Annotated in this window: 16 protein-coding genes; 8 read left to right on the top strand and 8 right to left on the bottom strand. The window is 37.5% G+C overall.

Annotated elements, in window-relative coordinates; genetic code table 11:
* Positions 1–11 precede the first annotated feature (11 nt).
* From H9565_RS09135 to H9565_RS09155, 5 genes are all read right to left on the bottom strand, one after another.
* Positions 12–566 carry an RNA polymerase sigma factor gene (locus H9565_RS09135; RefSeq protein WP_215438951.1) on the bottom strand — a complete coding sequence of 185 codons (555 nt, stop codon included), beginning with the start codon at positions 564–566 and terminating at the stop codon, positions 12–14.
* A 58-nt stretch (positions 567–624) separates the two neighbouring features.
* The gene (locus tag H9565_RS09140; RefSeq protein ID WP_215438952.1) at positions 625–2,451 is read right to left on the bottom strand and encodes an ABC transporter ATP-binding protein; all 1,827 of its coding nucleotides are present in this window, start codon (positions 2,449–2,451) and stop codon (positions 625–627) included.
* Positions 2,451–4,160 carry a phospho-sugar mutase gene (locus H9565_RS09145; RefSeq protein WP_215438953.1) on the bottom strand — a complete coding sequence of 570 codons (1,710 nt, stop codon included), beginning with the start codon at positions 4,158–4,160 and terminating at the stop codon, positions 2,451–2,453. Before H9565_RS09145 ends, H9565_RS09140 begins: the two co-directional genes overlap by 1 nt.
* Positions 4,161–4,223: 63 nt before the next feature.
* Positions 4,224–5,174, bottom strand: a complete 951-nt coding sequence (locus H9565_RS09150; RefSeq protein WP_215438954.1) for a glycosyltransferase family 2 protein — start codon at positions 5,172–5,174, stop codon at positions 4,224–4,226.
* Positions 5,175–5,372: 198 nt separating this feature from the next.
* Positions 5,373–5,894: a DUF4199 domain-containing protein gene (locus H9565_RS09155; protein WP_215438955.1), complete on the bottom strand. Its 522-nt coding sequence runs from the start codon at positions 5,892–5,894 to the stop codon at positions 5,373–5,375.
* Between the two features lie 175 nt (positions 5,895–6,069).
* On the opposite strand from H9565_RS09155, the gene H9565_RS09160 reads away from it, so the two are divergent.
* The 3 genes from H9565_RS09160 to mtaB all read left to right on the top strand — a co-directional run bounded on the left by H9565_RS09160 (position 6,070) and on the right by mtaB (position 9,205).
* A complete protein-coding gene (locus H9565_RS09160) occupies positions 6,070–6,357 on the top strand; it encodes a type B 50S ribosomal protein L31 (RefSeq protein WP_215438956.1) in 288 nt (95 codons plus the stop codon).
* 117 nt (positions 6,358–6,474) lie between these two features.
* Entirely contained in the window at positions 6,475–7,650 is a 1,176-nt protein-coding gene (locus tag H9565_RS09165; protein ID WP_215438957.1) for a GlmU family protein, read from the top strand.
* A 223-nt stretch (positions 7,651–7,873) separates the two neighbouring features.
* Positions 7,874–9,205 carry a tRNA (N(6)-L-threonylcarbamoyladenosine(37)-C(2))-methylthiotransferase MtaB gene (gene mtaB / locus H9565_RS09170; RefSeq protein WP_215438958.1) on the top strand — a complete coding sequence of 444 codons (1,332 nt, stop codon included), beginning with the start codon at positions 7,874–7,876 and terminating at the stop codon, positions 9,203–9,205.
* A 57-nt stretch (positions 9,206–9,262) separates the two neighbouring features.
* On the opposite strand, the gene H9565_RS09175 is transcribed toward mtaB, so the two are convergent.
* On the bottom strand, positions 9,263–9,556 hold the full coding sequence (locus tag H9565_RS09175) for a GNAT family N-acetyltransferase (RefSeq protein WP_215438959.1): 294 nt from the start codon (positions 9,554–9,556) through the stop codon (positions 9,263–9,265).
* A 169-nt stretch (positions 9,557–9,725) separates the two neighbouring features.
* On the opposite strand from H9565_RS09175, the gene H9565_RS09180 reads away from it, so the two are divergent.
* The 3 genes from H9565_RS09180 to cls all read left to right on the top strand — a co-directional run bounded on the left by H9565_RS09180 (position 9,726) and on the right by cls (position 13,137).
* Positions 9,726–10,388 (top strand): alpha/beta hydrolase, encoded by a 663-nt coding sequence (locus H9565_RS09180; RefSeq protein WP_215438960.1) that lies wholly within the window; start codon positions 9,726–9,728, stop codon positions 10,386–10,388.
* Positions 10,389–10,576: 188 nt separating this feature from the next.
* On the top strand, positions 10,577–11,542 hold the full coding sequence (locus H9565_RS09185) for a lytic transglycosylase domain-containing protein (RefSeq protein ID WP_215438961.1): 966 nt from the start codon (positions 10,577–10,579) through the stop codon (positions 11,540–11,542).
* A gap of 122 nt (positions 11,543–11,664) precedes the next feature.
* On the top strand, positions 11,665–13,137 hold the full coding sequence (gene cls / locus H9565_RS09190; RefSeq protein ID WP_215438962.1) for a cardiolipin synthase: 1,473 nt from the start codon (positions 11,665–11,667) through the stop codon (positions 13,135–13,137).
* A gap of 26 nt (positions 13,138–13,163) precedes the next feature.
* Here the strand turns inward: cls and H9565_RS09195 are convergent, their stop codons facing one another.
* Both H9565_RS09195 and H9565_RS09200 read right to left on the bottom strand, forming a co-directional pair.
* A complete protein-coding gene (locus tag H9565_RS09195; RefSeq protein ID WP_215438963.1) occupies positions 13,164–13,679 on the bottom strand; it encodes a DUF2892 domain-containing protein in 516 nt (171 codons plus the stop codon).
* A gap of 5 nt (positions 13,680–13,684) precedes the next feature.
* A complete protein-coding gene (locus tag H9565_RS09200) occupies positions 13,685–14,590 on the bottom strand; it encodes a DUF6263 family protein (RefSeq protein ID WP_215438964.1) in 906 nt (301 codons plus the stop codon).
* A 185-nt stretch (positions 14,591–14,775) separates the two neighbouring features.
* Between H9565_RS09200 and rpmH the strand changes: the two genes are divergently transcribed.
* A complete protein-coding gene (rpmH, locus tag H9565_RS09205; protein WP_072991142.1) occupies positions 14,776–14,943 on the top strand; it encodes a 50S ribosomal protein L34 in 168 nt (55 codons plus the stop codon).
* 119 nt (positions 14,944–15,062) lie between these two features.
* Positions 15,063–17,918, top strand: a complete 2,856-nt coding sequence (gene carB, locus H9565_RS09210; protein ID WP_215438965.1) for a carbamoyl-phosphate synthase large subunit — start codon at positions 15,063–15,065, stop codon at positions 17,916–17,918.
* Positions 17,919–18,010 lie beyond the last annotated feature (92 nt).

Raw genomic sequence — 18,010 nt, forward strand, 5'->3', positions numbered from 1 at the left:
AATCAATGGTTCTAAAGATATTCTTTTTGTTCTTTTAGGTATGCTTCAATCTTTTTAGTGGCCAAGTGATAAGAGGCTTTTAAGCCCCCTACGGACGTCTCAAGAATCTCTGAAATCTCTTCATATTTCAATTCCTGAAAATACTTCATATTGAACACCAACTTTTGCTTTTCCGGCAATGTGGCTATAGCTTGCTGTAATTTTAGTTGAATTTCATCTCCTTCAAAATATACATCGGCCTTTAGGTTTTCTACTAAACGGTCTTGTAATTCCCCTTCTTTTACACCCATCATCCTTGATTTGTTTTTAAGAAATGTGAGTGCCTCATTTGTGGCAATTCTATATATCCAAGAATACAGCTTGCTATCACCCTTAAAATTTGAAATGTTTTTGTAAACCTTTATAAATGTATTCTGCAACACATCGTCCGTATCATCATGATTTAACACAATTCTACGAATATGCCAGTACAGACGCTCTTTATAGGTCTCTACTAACACTCCAAAAGCGCTGGCCTGCGTTTCAGTTTGTTGTAATTGATTTACTAAGGTTTCCTCTGCAATCAAATGAATTGGGCTTAAATTCTATAGTTAAGACTATAAATTTAGCGAAAGGTTTAATGCCCTAGCCTAAAGATTGCATTTGCACAAGTTTTTTGTAGGCACTATCCTTTGCCATGAGCTCATCATGGGAGCCTTGCTCTACAATTTCACCTTTTTGAAGAACAACAATGGTGTTGGCGTTCTGAATAGTAGATAATCTATGAGCGATAACAATAGAAGTTCTGTTACGCATCATTTTTTCGAGAGCATCTTGTACCAGGCGTTCGCTCTCCGTGTCCAGGGCGGAGGTGGCTTCGTCCAAAATCATGATTGGAGGGTTCTTTAAAACCGCTCTGGCAATGGATAAACGTTGTTTTTGACCTCCACTCAATTTGTTTCCGCTATCACCAATATTGGTTTCATAACCTTGAGGTAAGTCTGTAATAAATTCGTGGGCATTGGCTATTTTGGCAGCTTCCATAATTTCTTCTTTGGAGGCGTTTTCCTTTCCTAAAGAGATATTATTGGCTACGGTATCATTAAATAAAATGGAATCTTGGGTAACAAGCCCCAAAAGTCCTCGTAAAGATTTTTTGGTGATGTCCTTTATGTTGTGGCCGTCTATAGTTATTTCACCTTCATTAACATCATAGAAACGGGTTACAAGATTTGCAATGGTACTTTTACCACTTCCTGACTGTCCTACCAAGGCTACTGTGTCTCCTTTGGGAACAGAAAGGTTGAAGTTTTTGAGTACGTATTCATCTTCATATTTAAAAGAAATGTCCTTAATTTCCACAGCTTTATCAAAGGTTTCTTTGGTCAGTGCATTAGGTTTGTCCTCAATGGGGTTTTTGGTTTCAAGCACCTCAATTACCCTTTCGGCTGCAGCATTTCCTTTTTTAACACTGTAAGAGGCTTTACTGATTGCCTTTGCAGGTGTTAGAATCTGATAAGACAGTCCCATATAAGTAATGAAAAGCCCTGGCGCCAAAGTTTTTTCAACAAGCACCATTTGGCCACCGTACCAAAGTATAACTCCTATGGCCGCAATACCAAAAAACTCACTTGTGGGTGAGGCGAGGTTTTGTCTATTAAGCAAACTGTTGGAGTAATTATAGAAGCGTTTTGTTGATGCTTGAAATGTTCTGCCAAATCTAGATTCTGCATTGAACGCTTTTATAACCCGTAGTCCACCTAAGGTTTCTTCTAAAATGGATAAAAAGTGGCCTTGTTCCCTTTGAACCTTATCCGATTTTCTTTTTAGTGATTTTCCGATAAGTGAGATTAAGAATCCCGAAAGTGGAAGGAACAAAAACACGAACAAAGTGAGTTTTGGACTAATGGAGAGCATGGCTATAATCGTAAAGATTATAGTCAATGGTTCCCTTACAATCAGTTCTAAAATAGATAGAAATGAATGCTGAATTTCTAAAACATCAGAAGTTATGCGGGCTATGGTGTCACCTTTTCTTTTTTCTGAATAGTAGGAAATAGGCAGTTCTACGGTTTTATCGTAAAGCTCGTTACGCAAATCCTTAAGAACGCCGTTCCGTAAGTAGGTAATGAAATACATGGCCAAGTAATTGAACACATTTTTCATGAAAAACATACCGATGATCAATGCCACCATAAAAATTAATACATCGCCGGAATCTTCCTGTTCACTTCTTTGGGTGACAAAGAAATTAAGATATTCCATTATATAATCCTTCGCTTCGGAGAGACCGCTCCAAACCGGTTTTTCGTATACCGGCTTAGTATTGTCAAACATAACTGTTAACATCGGGAACAACGAAATCATTGCCAATGTTGAGAACAACGCATAAAGGATGTTCGAGATAATGTTTAAAAATGCAAATAATTTATACGGCTTTGCAAACCGAAGGATTTTTTTGAAATACTCCATTAACCGAGATTAAGTTCACTAAGAATGTTTTGAATTTTATCATCCAATTCTTTAGAGACCTTTTTGAAATCCTCAGCTTTTTCCAATTTTGTATTCGTACTAATATAAAACTTCACTTTAGGTTCGGTTCCGCTTGGTCTTGCCGCGATACGAGTACCGTCTTCGGTTTCATATATCAATACATTGGATTTTGGAATATCTATGGTTTTTTCTTCGCCGGTAAGTACATTTTTGGCTGTAGAAGTATTATAGTCTTCTATCCATTTTACTTTGGATCCAGCTACTGAAGAAACAGGATTCTCTTTAAAATCTTTCAGCATCTGTTTGATTTCTTCGGCACCGCTCATTCCCTTTTTGGTAATTGAGATAAGTTTTTCTTTATAGAAGCCATAATCAACATAACAGTCAATTAATTCCTTGTAGAAAGAACTACCGGTAGATTTGGCCTGAGCTGCAATTTCGCAGGCCAATAGGGTAGAGGTAACAGCATCTTTGTCACGAACAAAATCGCCCACCATATAACCAAAACTTTCTTCTCCGCCACCAACAAAGTTGGATTCCGGAAAGTCTTTTATCATCTTACCTATCCATTTAAAGCCGGTAAGAGCTGTTTTGAACTCAACGCCGTAAGCTTTTGCCATGGCTTCCATCATAGGGGTTGAAACTATTGTGGTTGCAATAAATTCATTGCCTTTAAAGCCTTTTTGCTTTTGTTGCTCCAAAAGAAATTTGGTCATCAGAATCATGGCTTGGTTGCCATTTACGATTTCCATTTCTCCATCTAGGTTACGAACGGCAATACCCAAACGGTCACTATCCGGGTCTGTACCAACTACCATGTCCGCACCGATCTCTTCTGCTTTTGCAACGGCCATAGAAAGGGCTTCGGATTCTTCTGGGTTTGGAGATTTTACCGTTGGAAAGTTTCCGTCAGGCTTGGCTTGCTCCTCAATGATAGTAACATTCTTGTAATCGGCTCTTTTTAATACTTCTGGAATGGCCGTAATGGATGTACCATGAAGTGATGTAAAAACAATTTTAAAATCGTCTTTACCGGCAGCGTTAAAATTTCCGTTAGCCACGGAAGCCTCTATAAACGCTTCGTCTACATCTTTATCTATTAATTCAATAAGGCTATCGTTGGCTTTAAAGTTGATGTCCTCAAAAGAAAGCGAATTAATTTCCGATATAATCTCACCATCCTGTGGAGGTACAATTTGCCCACCATCTGTCCAATACACTTTATAACCGTTGTATTCTGGCGGGTTATGGGAAGCGGTCAATACAATACCGGCATGGCATTCTAAATGCTTAACGGCAAAAGAAAGCTCAGGAGTGGTGCGGAGTTCCGAGAATAGAAAAACTTTTATTCCGTTAGCGGACAATACTTCGGCCACAGTTCTTGCCAAGGTGTCACTATTATGGCGACAATCAAAAGCAATAACTACTTTTATATCTTCCTTCCCATAGGTTTTTATTAAGTAGTTGCTAAGACCTTGGGTGCTTTTTCCTAAGGTGTATTTATTTATTCTGTTGGTACCTACGCCCATAACACCGCGCATACCACCTGTACCGAATTCCATATTTTTGTAAAAACGGTCCTTTAGTTCGTCTGTATCGTTATCTATTAGATGTTGAACTTCTTTCTTTACTTCTGGGTCAAAAAAATCGGTTAACCAGGTTTTGGCGGTATTTAGAATGGCATCCATAATAGTGTCTGTATTATATGTGTTTATTAGCGCTTAAAATTACGAAGAATATTGCTTTGCTTTTTACTTAGGATTAATTTCTTCGGATATAGTATATCGTGTCTCGTTTTTTCGTGATCTTATTAAAATTTCGCCTAAAAATCCGGCTAAAAATAATTGCGTGCCAATTATCATTGCGGTAAGCGCAATGAAAAATTGAGGGCGATCGGTAATTAACCGTCCGTAGGGATTGATGAAAAGTTTATCAATACCTAGATAAATGGCAAAACCAAACCCTATTATGAACATAAGAACACCCAATGCGCCAAACAGATGCATAGGCTGGCGGCCAAACTTAGATACGAACCAAATGGTGAGCAGGTCTAGAAATCCGTTTATAAAGCGTTCCATACCAAACTTGGTCTTACCATATTTACGGGCTTGGTGTTTCACTACTTTTTCGCCTATATTGCTATAACCGGCATTTTTGGCCAAAACGGGAATATAACGATGCATTTCCCCTGAAACTTCAATGCTTTTAATAACTTTCTTATTAAAGGCCTTTAATCCGCAGTTAAAGTCGTGCAATTTAACCCCGGAAGTCTGTCTGGCGGCCCAATTGAATAATTTGGAAGGCATGTTTTTGAAAAGAACGGAATCAAAACGTTTTTTCTTCCAGCCAGAAACCAAATCAAAATTATCTTCCTTTATCAACCGGTACAGTTCAGGTATTTCCTCGGGGTCATCCTGTAAGTCTGCATCCATAGTAAGGACCACATTGCCCTGCGCAGCTTTAAAACCGGCATGTAAGGCTTGTGATTTTCCAAAGTTCTTTTTGAACCGTAGCCCTTTTACATTGGGGTTGGATTGGGATAGTTCTGTAATAATTCTCCAGGAATTATCAGTGCTACCGTCATCTATAAAGAGAATTTCGTAAACGAAATTGTTGGATTGCATGACGCTTATAATCCAATCATGAAGTTCTTTTAAAGATTCTTCTTCGTTAAGTAAGGGTATAATTATGGATAGATCCATGCAAAGTTTCTATATATCTGACCAAAAATACAATTTTGATATTGAAGTCATTTAAACTTTTCAGCTATAAAGCTGCTTTCTTTTTGGTTGTGTAAGGTAGGTTTTAATTATCAACGCCCTGAATGTTTGTTCAGGGCGTTGATAATTAAAGAATTACATTCTTTTGAAAAGAAAAAGAGTTTCTATTTAAAAAGGGGCTTAATAAGCTGGTTTGTCTTTTTTTAGGACGAGTCCGGTAATAAGACCTACTATAAGGCCAATAACAATGTTTATGATAAGAATAAGCGGGTAGGACATCCATGCAAACGATTTTTGCATTTCTATGCCTTGGTCAATTTGTTCCTCGGTTAGTTTAGGGTTGTTGGCAAGAGCTTGTTGTTTTCCTAACTCGTACATGTTATCCATATATTCTGGTTCTACGTAGTTAGAAAATACATAAAAATATAGTATGCCCAAGATACCTGCTATTAAGGCCACTCCTGCACCAACTTTTAAAGCTTCCGAAATGGTTAGGTAATTTAAATTGGCTTTTTTAAACTGGTAGATGCCTAATATGATACCTGCTACCAAAATTAATGTTTGTGTTCCCTGTACGGCAAGCCCACGTTCATAATGCATGTCCATAGTGTAGAGCATGATTCCAAAGGTTACGCCCACTACACCAACTATTAAGCCGTAATTAAGTGAAAACTTTCCGGTTTTAGCTTGACTATCTTCCATTTTTATTGTTTTTGGTTGTTGTCAAAGTTAGTGCTTGTTTTTATTACTTTGTTACAGCTAAAATATATTTTTTTGTTTCTTTTGGTTATTTAGATTGTGGGTTCAAGAAAATTAATTAAATTTGCAGCCTTAAAATGAGTGCCTGTCGGAATGGGTGCGTAAAATTTTATTTATAATGAAAAAAGATATACATCCAGAAAATTATAGATTAGTCGCTTTTAAAGACATGTCTAATGACGAAGTTTTTTTGACTAAATCTACAGCAGTTACCAAAGAAACTATAGAAGTTGATGGTGTTGAATACCCAGTGGTAAAATTAGAAATTTCAAGAACGTCTCATCCATTCTATACTGGTAAAGCTAAACTTTTGGATACTGCCGGACGTATTGACAAGTTCAAAAGCAAATACGATAAGTTCAAGAAGAAACCTGCAGCAGCAAAAGCTGATAAAGAAGAAAAATAGATTCTTGTTCAAAATATATAGAAAGCCTCCACAATTGTCGGAGGCTTTTTTAGTTTATAACCTTGCCTTTGCAAATTAAAAAATCAGATTACCTATTTTTGCCAAAAATAACCAACCATGAACTATATTCTTTTTGACGGTACGGTAAGAGAAAATCTTTTGCCTTTTACTTTCACAAGACCTGTTGCGGATATCCGAGTAGGGATAATGACCATACGTGAAAAATGGGAAAAGTATTTAGGCAATACTACCACAACTATTACGGAGGAATACCTTTCTGAAAAGTTTCCCATGGTAGAAATGGAAGAAAATGTACTCATTAATGCTTCTTTTTTGCCCAACCAAAAGTTAGTGGACCTTGTTCAGGATTTAGGGGAGAACGAAGCTATTTTTCAGGGCGATGAAGTTATCGCCTTTTTCACGAACGAAAGTCAAGAAGAAGTAGATTTTACATCATACAAGCATATAGAGTTTGATGAAGATGTGATTAGGATAGAACATACGTGGGATATTTTTTCCAAAAACGGCGAAGCTATTCAGGCAGATTTTGATTTCCTTACCGAAGGAAGAAAAAGTGCTCCTATTCCCAAGAGCAATACTTTAATTCATCCAGAGCGCATTTTTATGGAAGAAGGTGCGCAGGTTGAACATAGTATCCTAAATGCAACCGATGGGCCTATTTACCTAGGGAAGAATTCTGAGGTGTGGGAAGGAAACCTTATTCGCGGAGCTTTTGCTTTATGTGAGAATGCCGTGGTTAAAATGGGGGCCAAGATTTACGGAGCTACTACCATTGGTCCATACGGAAAGGTGTGTGGTGAAATAAGCAACTCCGTTATTTTTGGGTACTCTAGTAAGGGGCATGAAGGTTACTTGGGTAATGCTGTTTTGGGCGAGTGGTGTAATATAGGTGCAGATTCCAACAATTCCAATCTTAAGAACAATTACGCTAAAGTACGTTTGTGGAATTATGCTTCCGAAAGTTTTGAGCAGACAGGTTTGCAATTTTGCGGACTTATGATGGGAGACCACAGTAAGACAGCTATAAACACTATGTTCAATACAGGTACGGTAATAGGGGTGAATTGTAATATTTATGTACCTGGTTTTCCACGTAATTTTGTCCCTAGTTTCAGTTGGGGAGGAGCATCTGGTTTTTCAACGTATAGCACCTCAAAAGCTTTTGATGCGGCCAAAGTAATGATGGCCAGGAGAAATGTTGAGTTCAATGATGTAGAAGCCCGTATTTTGGAGCACGTATTTGAGCTTACTAAAAAGTGGCGTAATTATTAAGCATTGGCGTATAAGGTATAGCGTATATCTTACTTTTTACTTGAATTTCTGATTTTTTAAAATTGATTTAAAACTTGGGTGAAAAGTCTCTGGCATTATATTCTTTGGCACTGATAAATTCAAACGCTTCAAGTTTGTAATGGGCTGGTAACAAGTTCGTATATTTGCATTCTCTAAAAAGTTATAGCATCAATTGAATACGAAAGCGGAAAGAGATAAGAGTATGAAAAAGAAAGTTGCCTTCTATACATTGGGCTGTAAACTCAACTTTTCTGAGACTTCTACAATTGCAAGAGGATTTCAGGAAGATGGTTTTGATCGCGTAGATTTTTCCGAACATGCAGATATGTATGTCATAAATACATGCTCCGTAACGGAAAATGCGGATAAAAGATTTAAGACCATAGTAAAGCAGGCTCAGAAGATTAACCCGGAAGCATTTGTTGCCGCTATAGGTTGTTATGCGCAATTAAAACCAGAAGAACTAGCTGCTGTTGACGGTGTTGATTTGGTTCTAGGGGCCACAGAAAAATTCAAGATTACAGACTATATCAATGATCTTACCAAAAACGATTTTGGCGAGGTGCACTCCTGTGAAATAGAAGATGCGGATTTCTATGTGGGCAGTTATGCCATTGGAGACCGTACCCGTGCTTTTCTGAAGGTTCAAGACGGATGTGATTATAAATGTACGTATTGCACCATACCTCTGGCCAGAGGTATTTCCCGGAGTGATACGTTGCAGAATGTTTTGGATAACGCTGCAGAAATATCTGCAAAGGGTATTAAGGAAATTGTCCTCACTGGTGTAAATATCGGAGATTATGGAAAAGGGGAGTTCGGTAATAAAAAGCATGAACATACTTTTCTGGATTTGGTAAAGGCTTTGGATAAGGTAGAGGGTATTCACCGTTTACGCATATCTTCAATAGAGCCTAATTTGTTAAGGAATGAAACGATTGATTTTGTGTCTAAGAGCAATTCGTTTGTGCCTCATTTTCATATTCCGTTGCAGAGTGGTAGCGATGCAATTTTAAAGTTGATGCGTAGGCGCTATATGAGCGATTTGTATGTAGACCGTGTTAAGAAAATAAAGGAAACCATGCCGAATGCCTGTATAGGTGTGGATGTTATTGTTGGTTTTCCGGGTGAGACGGATGAACATTTCTTGGAAACTTATCATTTTTTAAATGAATTGGATATATCTTACCTACACGTGTTTACGTATTCGGAACGTGACAATACTACGGCAGCGGATATGGGAGGAGTGGTTCCTAAACAGGTCAGAAATAAGCGGAGTAAGATGCTGAGAGGGCTATCCGTAAAGAAGAGAAGAGCTTTTTATGAAGGTCAATTGGGTAAAACGCACCAAGTGCTTTTTGAGGGGGAGAACAAAGAAGGGTATATTCATGGTTTTACCAGTAACTATGTTAAAGTAAAATCACCTTGGAACCCTGAGCTGGTAAATACCTTGCATAATGTTCAGTTAAAGGAGGTTGATGAGGATGGTTTGGTGCGCTTTGAATTTGAAAAAAGCGCCGTTACCACAAACTAGGACAAAAAAAATCCCGCTGTTTGCGGGATTCATCTTCAAAAAAACTCTGAAATACTGTTAGATTCTGATACCTACGGGCAACATTTCTTTGTATTGTCTGTTTTTGCGTAAAAAACCGGCAATTTGTGGACTCGTAGGAACTACTCTAAGATTTTGCTCCTGAATGTGGTGAAGAACGGATTTGATAAAATCTTCTTTGAAACCATCTTTGGTGATTTCTTCAGGCACTACTAATTTTGTTAGAAATACTTTGCGTTCTTGCGAAGAATACTCGATCTTGGCTAAAGTGCCTTCAACCGTGGTTTCAAATTGACGCAAGAAACTGTTGTCAATAATTTCTACTTCATTCATATAGTTTGATTTTAGATGATGGCAAGAGGTAAGAAAATCACGGTGTTCTCAAATCGTAATTTTATATACTTTTGCTCAAATTTGTATAAACTATGGAAATCCCCCAAAGTCGATGACAAAAGTAGTGAAAATAATGTTAATTTCCTAACAATTCCTATGCTTTGTCATAATGAGAGATTCTAAGATTCACATATATTTTATGCCAGGAATGGCAGCAAATCCTTCCATCTTTAGATATATTATCCTACCTGAGGACAAATTTGTGCAACATCTCTTAGAATGGTTTGTGCCGGATAAAAATATGTCTTTGGAGGCGTACGCAAAAAAAATGAACGAGAATATTCATCATGAAAATGCTGTTTTGATCGGTGTTTCTTTTGGTGGGATGTTGATTCAGGAAATGGCAAGGTTTAAATCGTTCAGGAAAGTCATAATCGTATCTAGCGTAAAAGACAGTTCTGAATTGCCCGGGCGCATGATATTTGCTAAATACACTCATGTGCATAGGTTGTTGCCTACAGGGCTGGTCAATAATATGGAGCTTTTGGCCAAGTATGCTTTTGGAGAAACCGTGAACAAGCGTTTGGCACTTTACGAGGAATATCTGTCCATTAGGGATAAGTATTATATAGATTGGTCTATTGACCAAATTGTAAATTGGAAACCTATAAAGGCAATTCCCGGACTTGTGCATATTCATGGAGAGAAAGATGCGGTCTTTCCTATTGGTAAAATTAAAGAGTGCATAACTGTTAAAAATGGCACTCACACTATGATAATACACAGGGCTAGATGGTTTAACGAACACCTCCCCACAATTATTTTGCAATAAATGAGTTGTAATACTAAGCTCTTTTTTTACCTTTTTTTGTATTCACTGTATGCTTTGTGACCTTCTTTTTAATTATCGATTAATAATCGGATTTAAGAATTATAGTTAAAGCTCAATATGAGTGCATTTGGTTTAGAAAAATTCAAAAAGAGTTTACTAACTTTGAATAAACCGTACAATACCAAAAAATGAAGATTTTAAAGAATGTATTGATGCTTTTGGGCGTCTTTTTTGTTGTGAGCACTTTGATATTTGCTGTACAGAGCAATGCCGAGCCTGCCAAGGGCGACGCAGATGTTCTGGAAAACGAAATGAAGGAAATAGATAAGAACGTTGCCGATGGTTACCGGATTTCGGCTATAGAGATTCCGGAAAATTTAAATTTTGCAGGTGAGATTGTTCCGCAGGATGACCCTGAGGTAATGGAGCGCATTGACCGTGAGTTTTTGGTAAACACCTATTGGCAATCCAATGCTGTTTTGTTGATCAAAAGGGCCAATATGTATTTTCCTATTATAGAGCCAATTCTTGCCAAAAATGGTATTCCAGATGATTTTAAATATTTGGCAGTTGCAGAAAGCGGACTTCAAAATGTGGTCTCGCATGCAGGTGCTGCTGGTTTTTGGCAGATAATGAAGGCCACAGGGCAGGAACATGGCTTAGAGGTAAACAGGAACGTAGATGAACGTTACAACTTAGAAAAAGCTACTGAAGTGGCCTGTGAGTATTTGAATAGGAACTACAAAAGATATGGCAGTTGGACATTGACGGCGGCGTCCTATAATGCCGGAGCAGGTGCTATCAACAAATATTTGGGTATCCAGCAGGTGAGTGATTATTACGACCTTTTGTTGGGCCAGGAAACTGGTAGATATGTATTCCGTATTATGGCAATAAAGGAAATATTGAGTCACCCTGAAAAATATGGTTTTGATATAGATAAAGAAGATATGTACCAAGCTGTACCAACTTTTAAGGTTGAGGTAGACGAGCCCGTATTGAGTTTTGCCGATTTTGCGCAGCAGTATGAAATCAACTATAAAATTCTTAAAAGACATAACCCTTGGCTGCGGGAGGCACATTTAAATAACAGCTCCCGTAAAAAATATACTATTGAAATCCCAAATAAAGGATATTATAGGGTTAGCAAATAATCTTAAAGGTCTCAATACGGTTATATAAAATTCGTATTGAGGCTGTTTTACTCCATTTTATTTCCCATCTTTATATAGTAGCTGATTTTGGCTGAACTTGGCCTTATTCGGTGGTAAGAAAGATGGATACAACACTAAATTTTTTTAATAATAATCTTTGGTTGATACTTTTGGGTATTAACTATGGGCTTGTTATTGTGCTGTCTTTCTTTATCCTTCTAAAAAATAAAAACCCGGTAAAAACACTTTCTTTTCTTTTTGCCTTGGCTGTACTGCCTTTTCTTGGGTTGATTGTATACTATTTGTTTGGGCAAGACTATCGGAAATCAAAGATTTTTGAAAAGAAGTATTTTTTGGACAATCAAAAGATAAAGGAATGGCGGGCTAACTTTCGGCTGGACTCTAGTGAGCGGGAAGATTTTGAGGAAACTTATGGGGAAGGTATTTTTAAAGTATATAAATTGCTGAAAAACAATGAGAAAGCGGTTCTTACTTTTGATAATAATGTTGAGATTTTAATAAATGGCGAAGAAAAATTTAAACGACTGTTCGAAGATTTAAGAAACGCGGAAAGTCATATACACCTAGAATATTTTGTTTTGTTTGATGATGAGCTTGGAAATAAACTCATTAGTATTCTCATGGATAAGGCAAAATCTGGGGTTAAAGTTAGGTTGGTTTATGATGATGTAGGTAGTAAAATTTCAAATAGAGTAAAGAAAAATATGACCAAAGCCGGAATAGAGCACTATGCCTTTATGCCGGTACTTTTTTCAAATTCTACGGGAAAACTCAATTATAGAGACCACAGGAAGATAATTGTGATAGATGGTAAGGTAGGGTATGTTGGCGGAATAAACTTGGCGCAACGCTATGATAACAGCTATAAGAACCCGCGTTATTGGCGTGATACACATTTAAGGTTGCAGGGTGGGGCAGTAGGTTCTTTACAGTCTTCTTTTTTGTTAAATTGGAACTTTGCTTCCAATAATGAAGTTGATATAGAGAAGTCTTTCTTCCCGCAGAATAAACCCGAAACAGAGAAACCTGTGGCGGTTCAGATTGCCGCTAGTGGTCCGGATACGGACTGGGCCAATATTATGGAAGCTATTTTTTGTGCTATTAGTTCGGCTAAGGAGCGTATTTATATTACATCTCCATATTTTATGCCTAATGATGCCATTTTAACAGCTTTGACTACGGCTGCAAGAAGCGGACTGGATGTAAGGGTCATAGTTCCTTATGAATCCGATTCATGGGCCGCACAGTACGCAGGTGATTCATATATTGAGCATTGCCTGGAATCGGGTATCAGAATCTACAGGTATTGTAAAGGTTTTATCCATGCCAAGACTATGGTAATCGATAATCAATTTTCAACGGTAGGAACGGCTAATTTAGATTATAGAAGCTTTTCTATCAATTTTGAAATAAATGCCATGATTTATAACCAAGAAATAAACCGCCAACTCGCAACCAACTTTTTTGATGATTTGGAGGAGTGCGAAGAGGTAGAACTTGAAAGATGGCAAAACCGCGGTTTACGCCGTAAGCTAAAAGAATCTTTTAGTCGGTTATGGGCTCCGTTGTTATAGTATTTTCACTAACCACTAACTACAACCTAAATCTTCTTCATTTGCTGCTGCATCATTTTTATTTGGTCAGTAAGCATATTACTTTTATCAAGCTTTTTGGCTTCTTGTAGAAGTGTAGTGGCTTCTCTTTTTCTTCTTTTTTGCATTGCAATTCCCGCAAGGCTTAATTTGGCCATGGCTACATCATAATCCATGGTAAGACCAAGTTTTAGAGCCTTTTTAAAGTACTTCTCGGCTTGGGTAAGATTTTTTTGAGAGAGAATAATACCGTGTAGGTAGTTAAAATACCCTTGCTGTTTTGTAACTAGGGCGGCCTCAGGGTTCTTTATTTTGCTCAACCACTTTTGTGTGCCTTCTAAATCTTGTTTTCTCATACGGAGAAAGGCCAATAGAATAATCTCGTTTCTGAAATAAAGAAAAATGAAGATTAGGGATAGTAGAATTAAAAAGATTCCATTACCAATATATCCTTCTATAAATTGATATACGGCGTAAGCTATAATAAGTCCTGCTATGACAAGTTTAAGATTTTTATTGAACATGTGTATTAATTATTGATCGGTTCGTTTAAATTCGTTAGAAGCTCATATGTAATGGTAGACTCTATGGTCGTAGGTATTTCCTGATCGCCCATTTGCGTCATTGTAGAGGATCCAGTGGAAACACCTTCTACAGTCATCTTTTTGATGAAACCAGTAGTTGCACTAGTGGTAATGTTCGTTTTTTGAGAGCCTTTAAGCTTCATTGTGGTTGCTGCTTCCGTTACGTTCATTGTAACTTTGGCCGCTCCTGTTATATTTATGGTATCTGCGTTTAAAGCTTTCAACGTCCATATGTTGTCTGCTTGCAATTTTCCTGTATACTGGTTTTTCCAAGTATCTCCCACTTTTACTTTTTTACGTGGATAAATGAAGGTCATTTGCTTATAACTGTTAGAAAGCGCCTCTGATCCAAATTCTTTTTGCAATGACTTTTTCATCATATTCAATGAAAATTCATCTTTAAGGCCAGATGCTTCTGCCATTTTTACCACAAGACTATCGCCCCCTTTTACTTCAAGGATATCTCCTGTTTTGGCAAGGGTAATATTTACAGGCCTATTTAAAAGACTGTTGAATATTTGGGATTGCATATCATTTTCATTAACCTCTTGAGCGTGTACATCCATCAATTCACCTTGAATGCTAGAGGTCATGTTTAAGTTTAGGTCCTTGAATTTTAAAGCTATTCTGTAGGTGGTGTCCCTTACTTCCAGTACCTTGAACTCTAAAACACCATTGATCTTATTGGTAAGGATGTGCGAGGCACCATCCAGTTCTTGTGTTATAATTTGTTGTGCGTTTTGTTTTACTGTGAAGACAGCATTTTTCTTCAATTTGTACTCAAGTTGTGTCTGGGCTAAAGAAACGGTACTTGAAAGAACAATGAAAATAATGCTCAAAAAGTTTCTCATAGATTGATTTTATTGCGAAAATCCGATTTTGGCAAAAGTAATAAAAACCTATCGCTAGGCAGTAGGCATTCAATAAAAATATTTTTCAAAATGTATTTGCCAAAGAGAAAACTCTTTGTATATTTGCGCCCAGTTTTAGCGAGCGGTTTCGCAAACTTGTATCACACAAAGAAAAGGATAATACAATGCCCGGACAGAAAAGAACATATCAGCCTTCAAAGAGAAAGAGAAGAAATAAACATGGATTTAGGGAGCGTATGGCATCCGTAAATGGAAGAAAAGTTTTAGCTCGTAGAAGAGCTAAAGGAAGAAAAAAACTTTCTGTATCCTCTGAACCGAGACACAAGAAATAATGATATTATTTTTTAAGAAATATATAGGTGTTACTTTTTATAAGTAACACCTTTTTTTATGTCAGATTTGTACTGATATTTGTAACAATTTAATGCCAAAGTTTTAAAGAATACAACTAATGCCCAAAAGAAAAGATTTAAAATCCATACTACTGATCGGTTCCGGTCCAATCGTTATAGGTCAAGCTTGTGAATTTGATTATGCAGGTTCGCAATCATTACGTTCATTGCGAGAAGACGGTATTGAAACTATTTTAATTAACAGCAACCCTGCTACAATCATGACGGACCCTTCCATGGCCGATCATGTGTATTTAAAACCGTTGACTACCAAATCGATAATTGAAATTCTAAAGGAACACCCTCAAATTGATGCAGTGCTACCCACTATGGGTGGCCAAACCGCTTTAAATTTATGTATAGAGGCAGATGAAAAAGGAATTTGGAAAGACTTTGGAGTAGATCTTATCGGGGTAGATATTGATGCCATAAATATTACAGAAGACCGTGAAAAATTTCGTGAGCTAATGCTTAAAATCGGTGTTGGTATGGCACCGCAAGCTACGGCCACTTCCTTCTTAAAAGGTAAGGAGATTGCACAAGAGTTTGGTTTTCCTTTAGTAATTAGAGCGTCATATACCTTGGGTGGAGCAGGGGCTTCAATAGTTTACAAACCAGAAGATTTTGATGAACATTTAAGTCGTGGTCTGGAGATTTCCCCTATTCACGAGGTAATGATAGATAAAGCCCTTATGGGGTGGAAAGAGTATGAATTGGAGTTGCTACGGGATAAGAACGATAACGTGGTTATTATTTGTACCATAGAAAATATGGATCCCATGGGTATCCATACCGGAGATTCCATTACGGTTGCTCCGGCTATGACTTTATCTGATAGAACTTTTCAAAAAATGCGTGATATGGCTATCCATATGATGCGTAGTATTGGAGATTTTGCAGGAGGGTGTAACGTTCAGTTTGCTGTTAGCCCAGATGATGAAGAAGATATTATTGCTATTGAGATTAACCCAAGGGTTTCGCGTTCATCGGCATTGGCCTCAAAAGCTACAGGTTACCCTATTGCTAAGATTGCTACCAAGTTGGCTATTGGGTATCACTTGGACGAGTTGGATAATCAGATTACAAAATCAACATCTGCTTTATTTGAACCAACACTAGATTATGTAATCGTAAAAATACCAAGATGGAACTTTGATAAATTTGAAGGTTCCGATCGCACGTTAGGTCTTCAAATGAAGTCTGTAGGTGAGGTTATGGGTATTGGACGTTCATTTCAAGAAGCGCTACATAAAGCAACTCAATCCTTAGAAATAAAAAGAAACGGATTAGGTGCAGATGGTAAAGGGTATAGTAACTACGACCAGATTATTCAGAAATTGACTGTTCCTAGTTGGGATAGGGTCTTTGTAATTTATGATGCTATTCAATTGGGTATTCCTTTGAGAAGGATTCATGAGATTACCAAGATAGATATGTGGTTCTTAAAGCAGTATGAAGAACTTCATTTGCTAGAAAAAGAGATTTCTACCTACACGATTGCAACGCTTAACAAGGAGTTGATGTTGGAGGCCAAGCAAAAAGGTTTTGCCGATAGGCAAATTGCCCATATGCTGGATTGCTATGAGAGCGAAGTGCACAAAAAACGTACGGAAGAAATGAACATCAATAGGGTCTATAAATTGGTAGATACCTGTGCCGCCGAATTTAAGGCGATGACTCCTTACTACTATTCGACTTTTGAAGCGGAAATAGAAAAACCGGACGGAACACGTTATGTTGAGAACGATAGCGTTGTTACCGATCGTAAGAAAATTGTTGTTCTAGGTTCCGGACCAAACCGAATTGGACAGGGAATTGAGTTTGATTACTGTTGTGTTCACGGTGTACTTGCCGCTGCTGAATGTGGTTATGAGACCATAATGATAAACTGTAATCCTGAAACGGTTTCAACGGATTTTGATACGGCGGACAAGCTTTATTTTGAGCCTGTTTTTTGGGAGCATATCTATGATATTATCCGTCATGAGAATCCAGAAGGTGTAATCGTTCAATTAGGTGGGCAAACCGCACTGAAACTTGCGGAGAAACTAGAGAAATATGGTGTTAAGATATTAGGTACCAGCTTTAAGGCTTTGGATCTTGCGGAAGATCGCGGTAGCTTCTCAGAACTTTTAAAAGAAAACAATATTCCTTTCCCTGAGTTTGGGGTTGCAGAAACGGCAGATGAGGCTTTGGCTTTAGCGGATAAGCTTAATTTCCCATTATTAGTAAGACCATCCTATGTTCTTGGAGGCCAAGGAATGAAGATTGTAATCAACAAAGAAGAGTTAGAAGAGCATGTGGTGGATCTTCTTAGAAAGATACCGAACAATAAGTTGCTTTTAGATCATTACTTGGACGGTGCTATAGAAGCGGAAGCCGATGCAATCTGTGATGGTGAAGATGTTTATATCATTGGTATAATGGAGCATATTGAGCCTTGTGGAATCCACTCTGGAGACTCTAATGCTACCTTGCCACCGTTTAACTTGGGCGAGTTTGTCATGCAACAGATAAAAGACCATACCAAGAAGATTGCTTTAGCTTTGAACACGGTAGGTCTGATAAATATTCAGTTTGCTGTTAAAGATGATATGGTTTACATCATTGAAGCTAACCCAAGAGCATCCAGAACAGTACCGTTTATTGCAAAAGCTTATAAAGAGCCTTACGTAAATTACGCTACCAAAGTAATGCTAGGGGATAAGAAAGTAAAAGATTTTGATTTTAAACCAGAGCTTAAAGGTTTTGCCATTAAACAACCGGTCTTTTCTTTTAATAAGTTCCCTAATGTAAACAAAAACTTAGGTCCTGAAATGAAGAGTACGGGAGAGAGTATCCTCTTTATAGATAGTTTAAAGGATGATGAGTTTTATAACCTTTACGCTAGGAGAAAGATGTATTTGAGCAAGTAATTTGTTTGAAGTAAATATCAGAAAAGCCGTAACAAGATAGTTGTTACGGCTTTTTTTTATAGCTTACTTTTAGCTTAAATATGTTCTGTTTT

It is taken from the genome of Zobellia russellii (genome assembly GCF_018728565.1).
Classification (GTDB): domain Bacteria; phylum Bacteroidota; class Bacteroidia; order Flavobacteriales; family Flavobacteriaceae; genus Zobellia; species Zobellia russellii.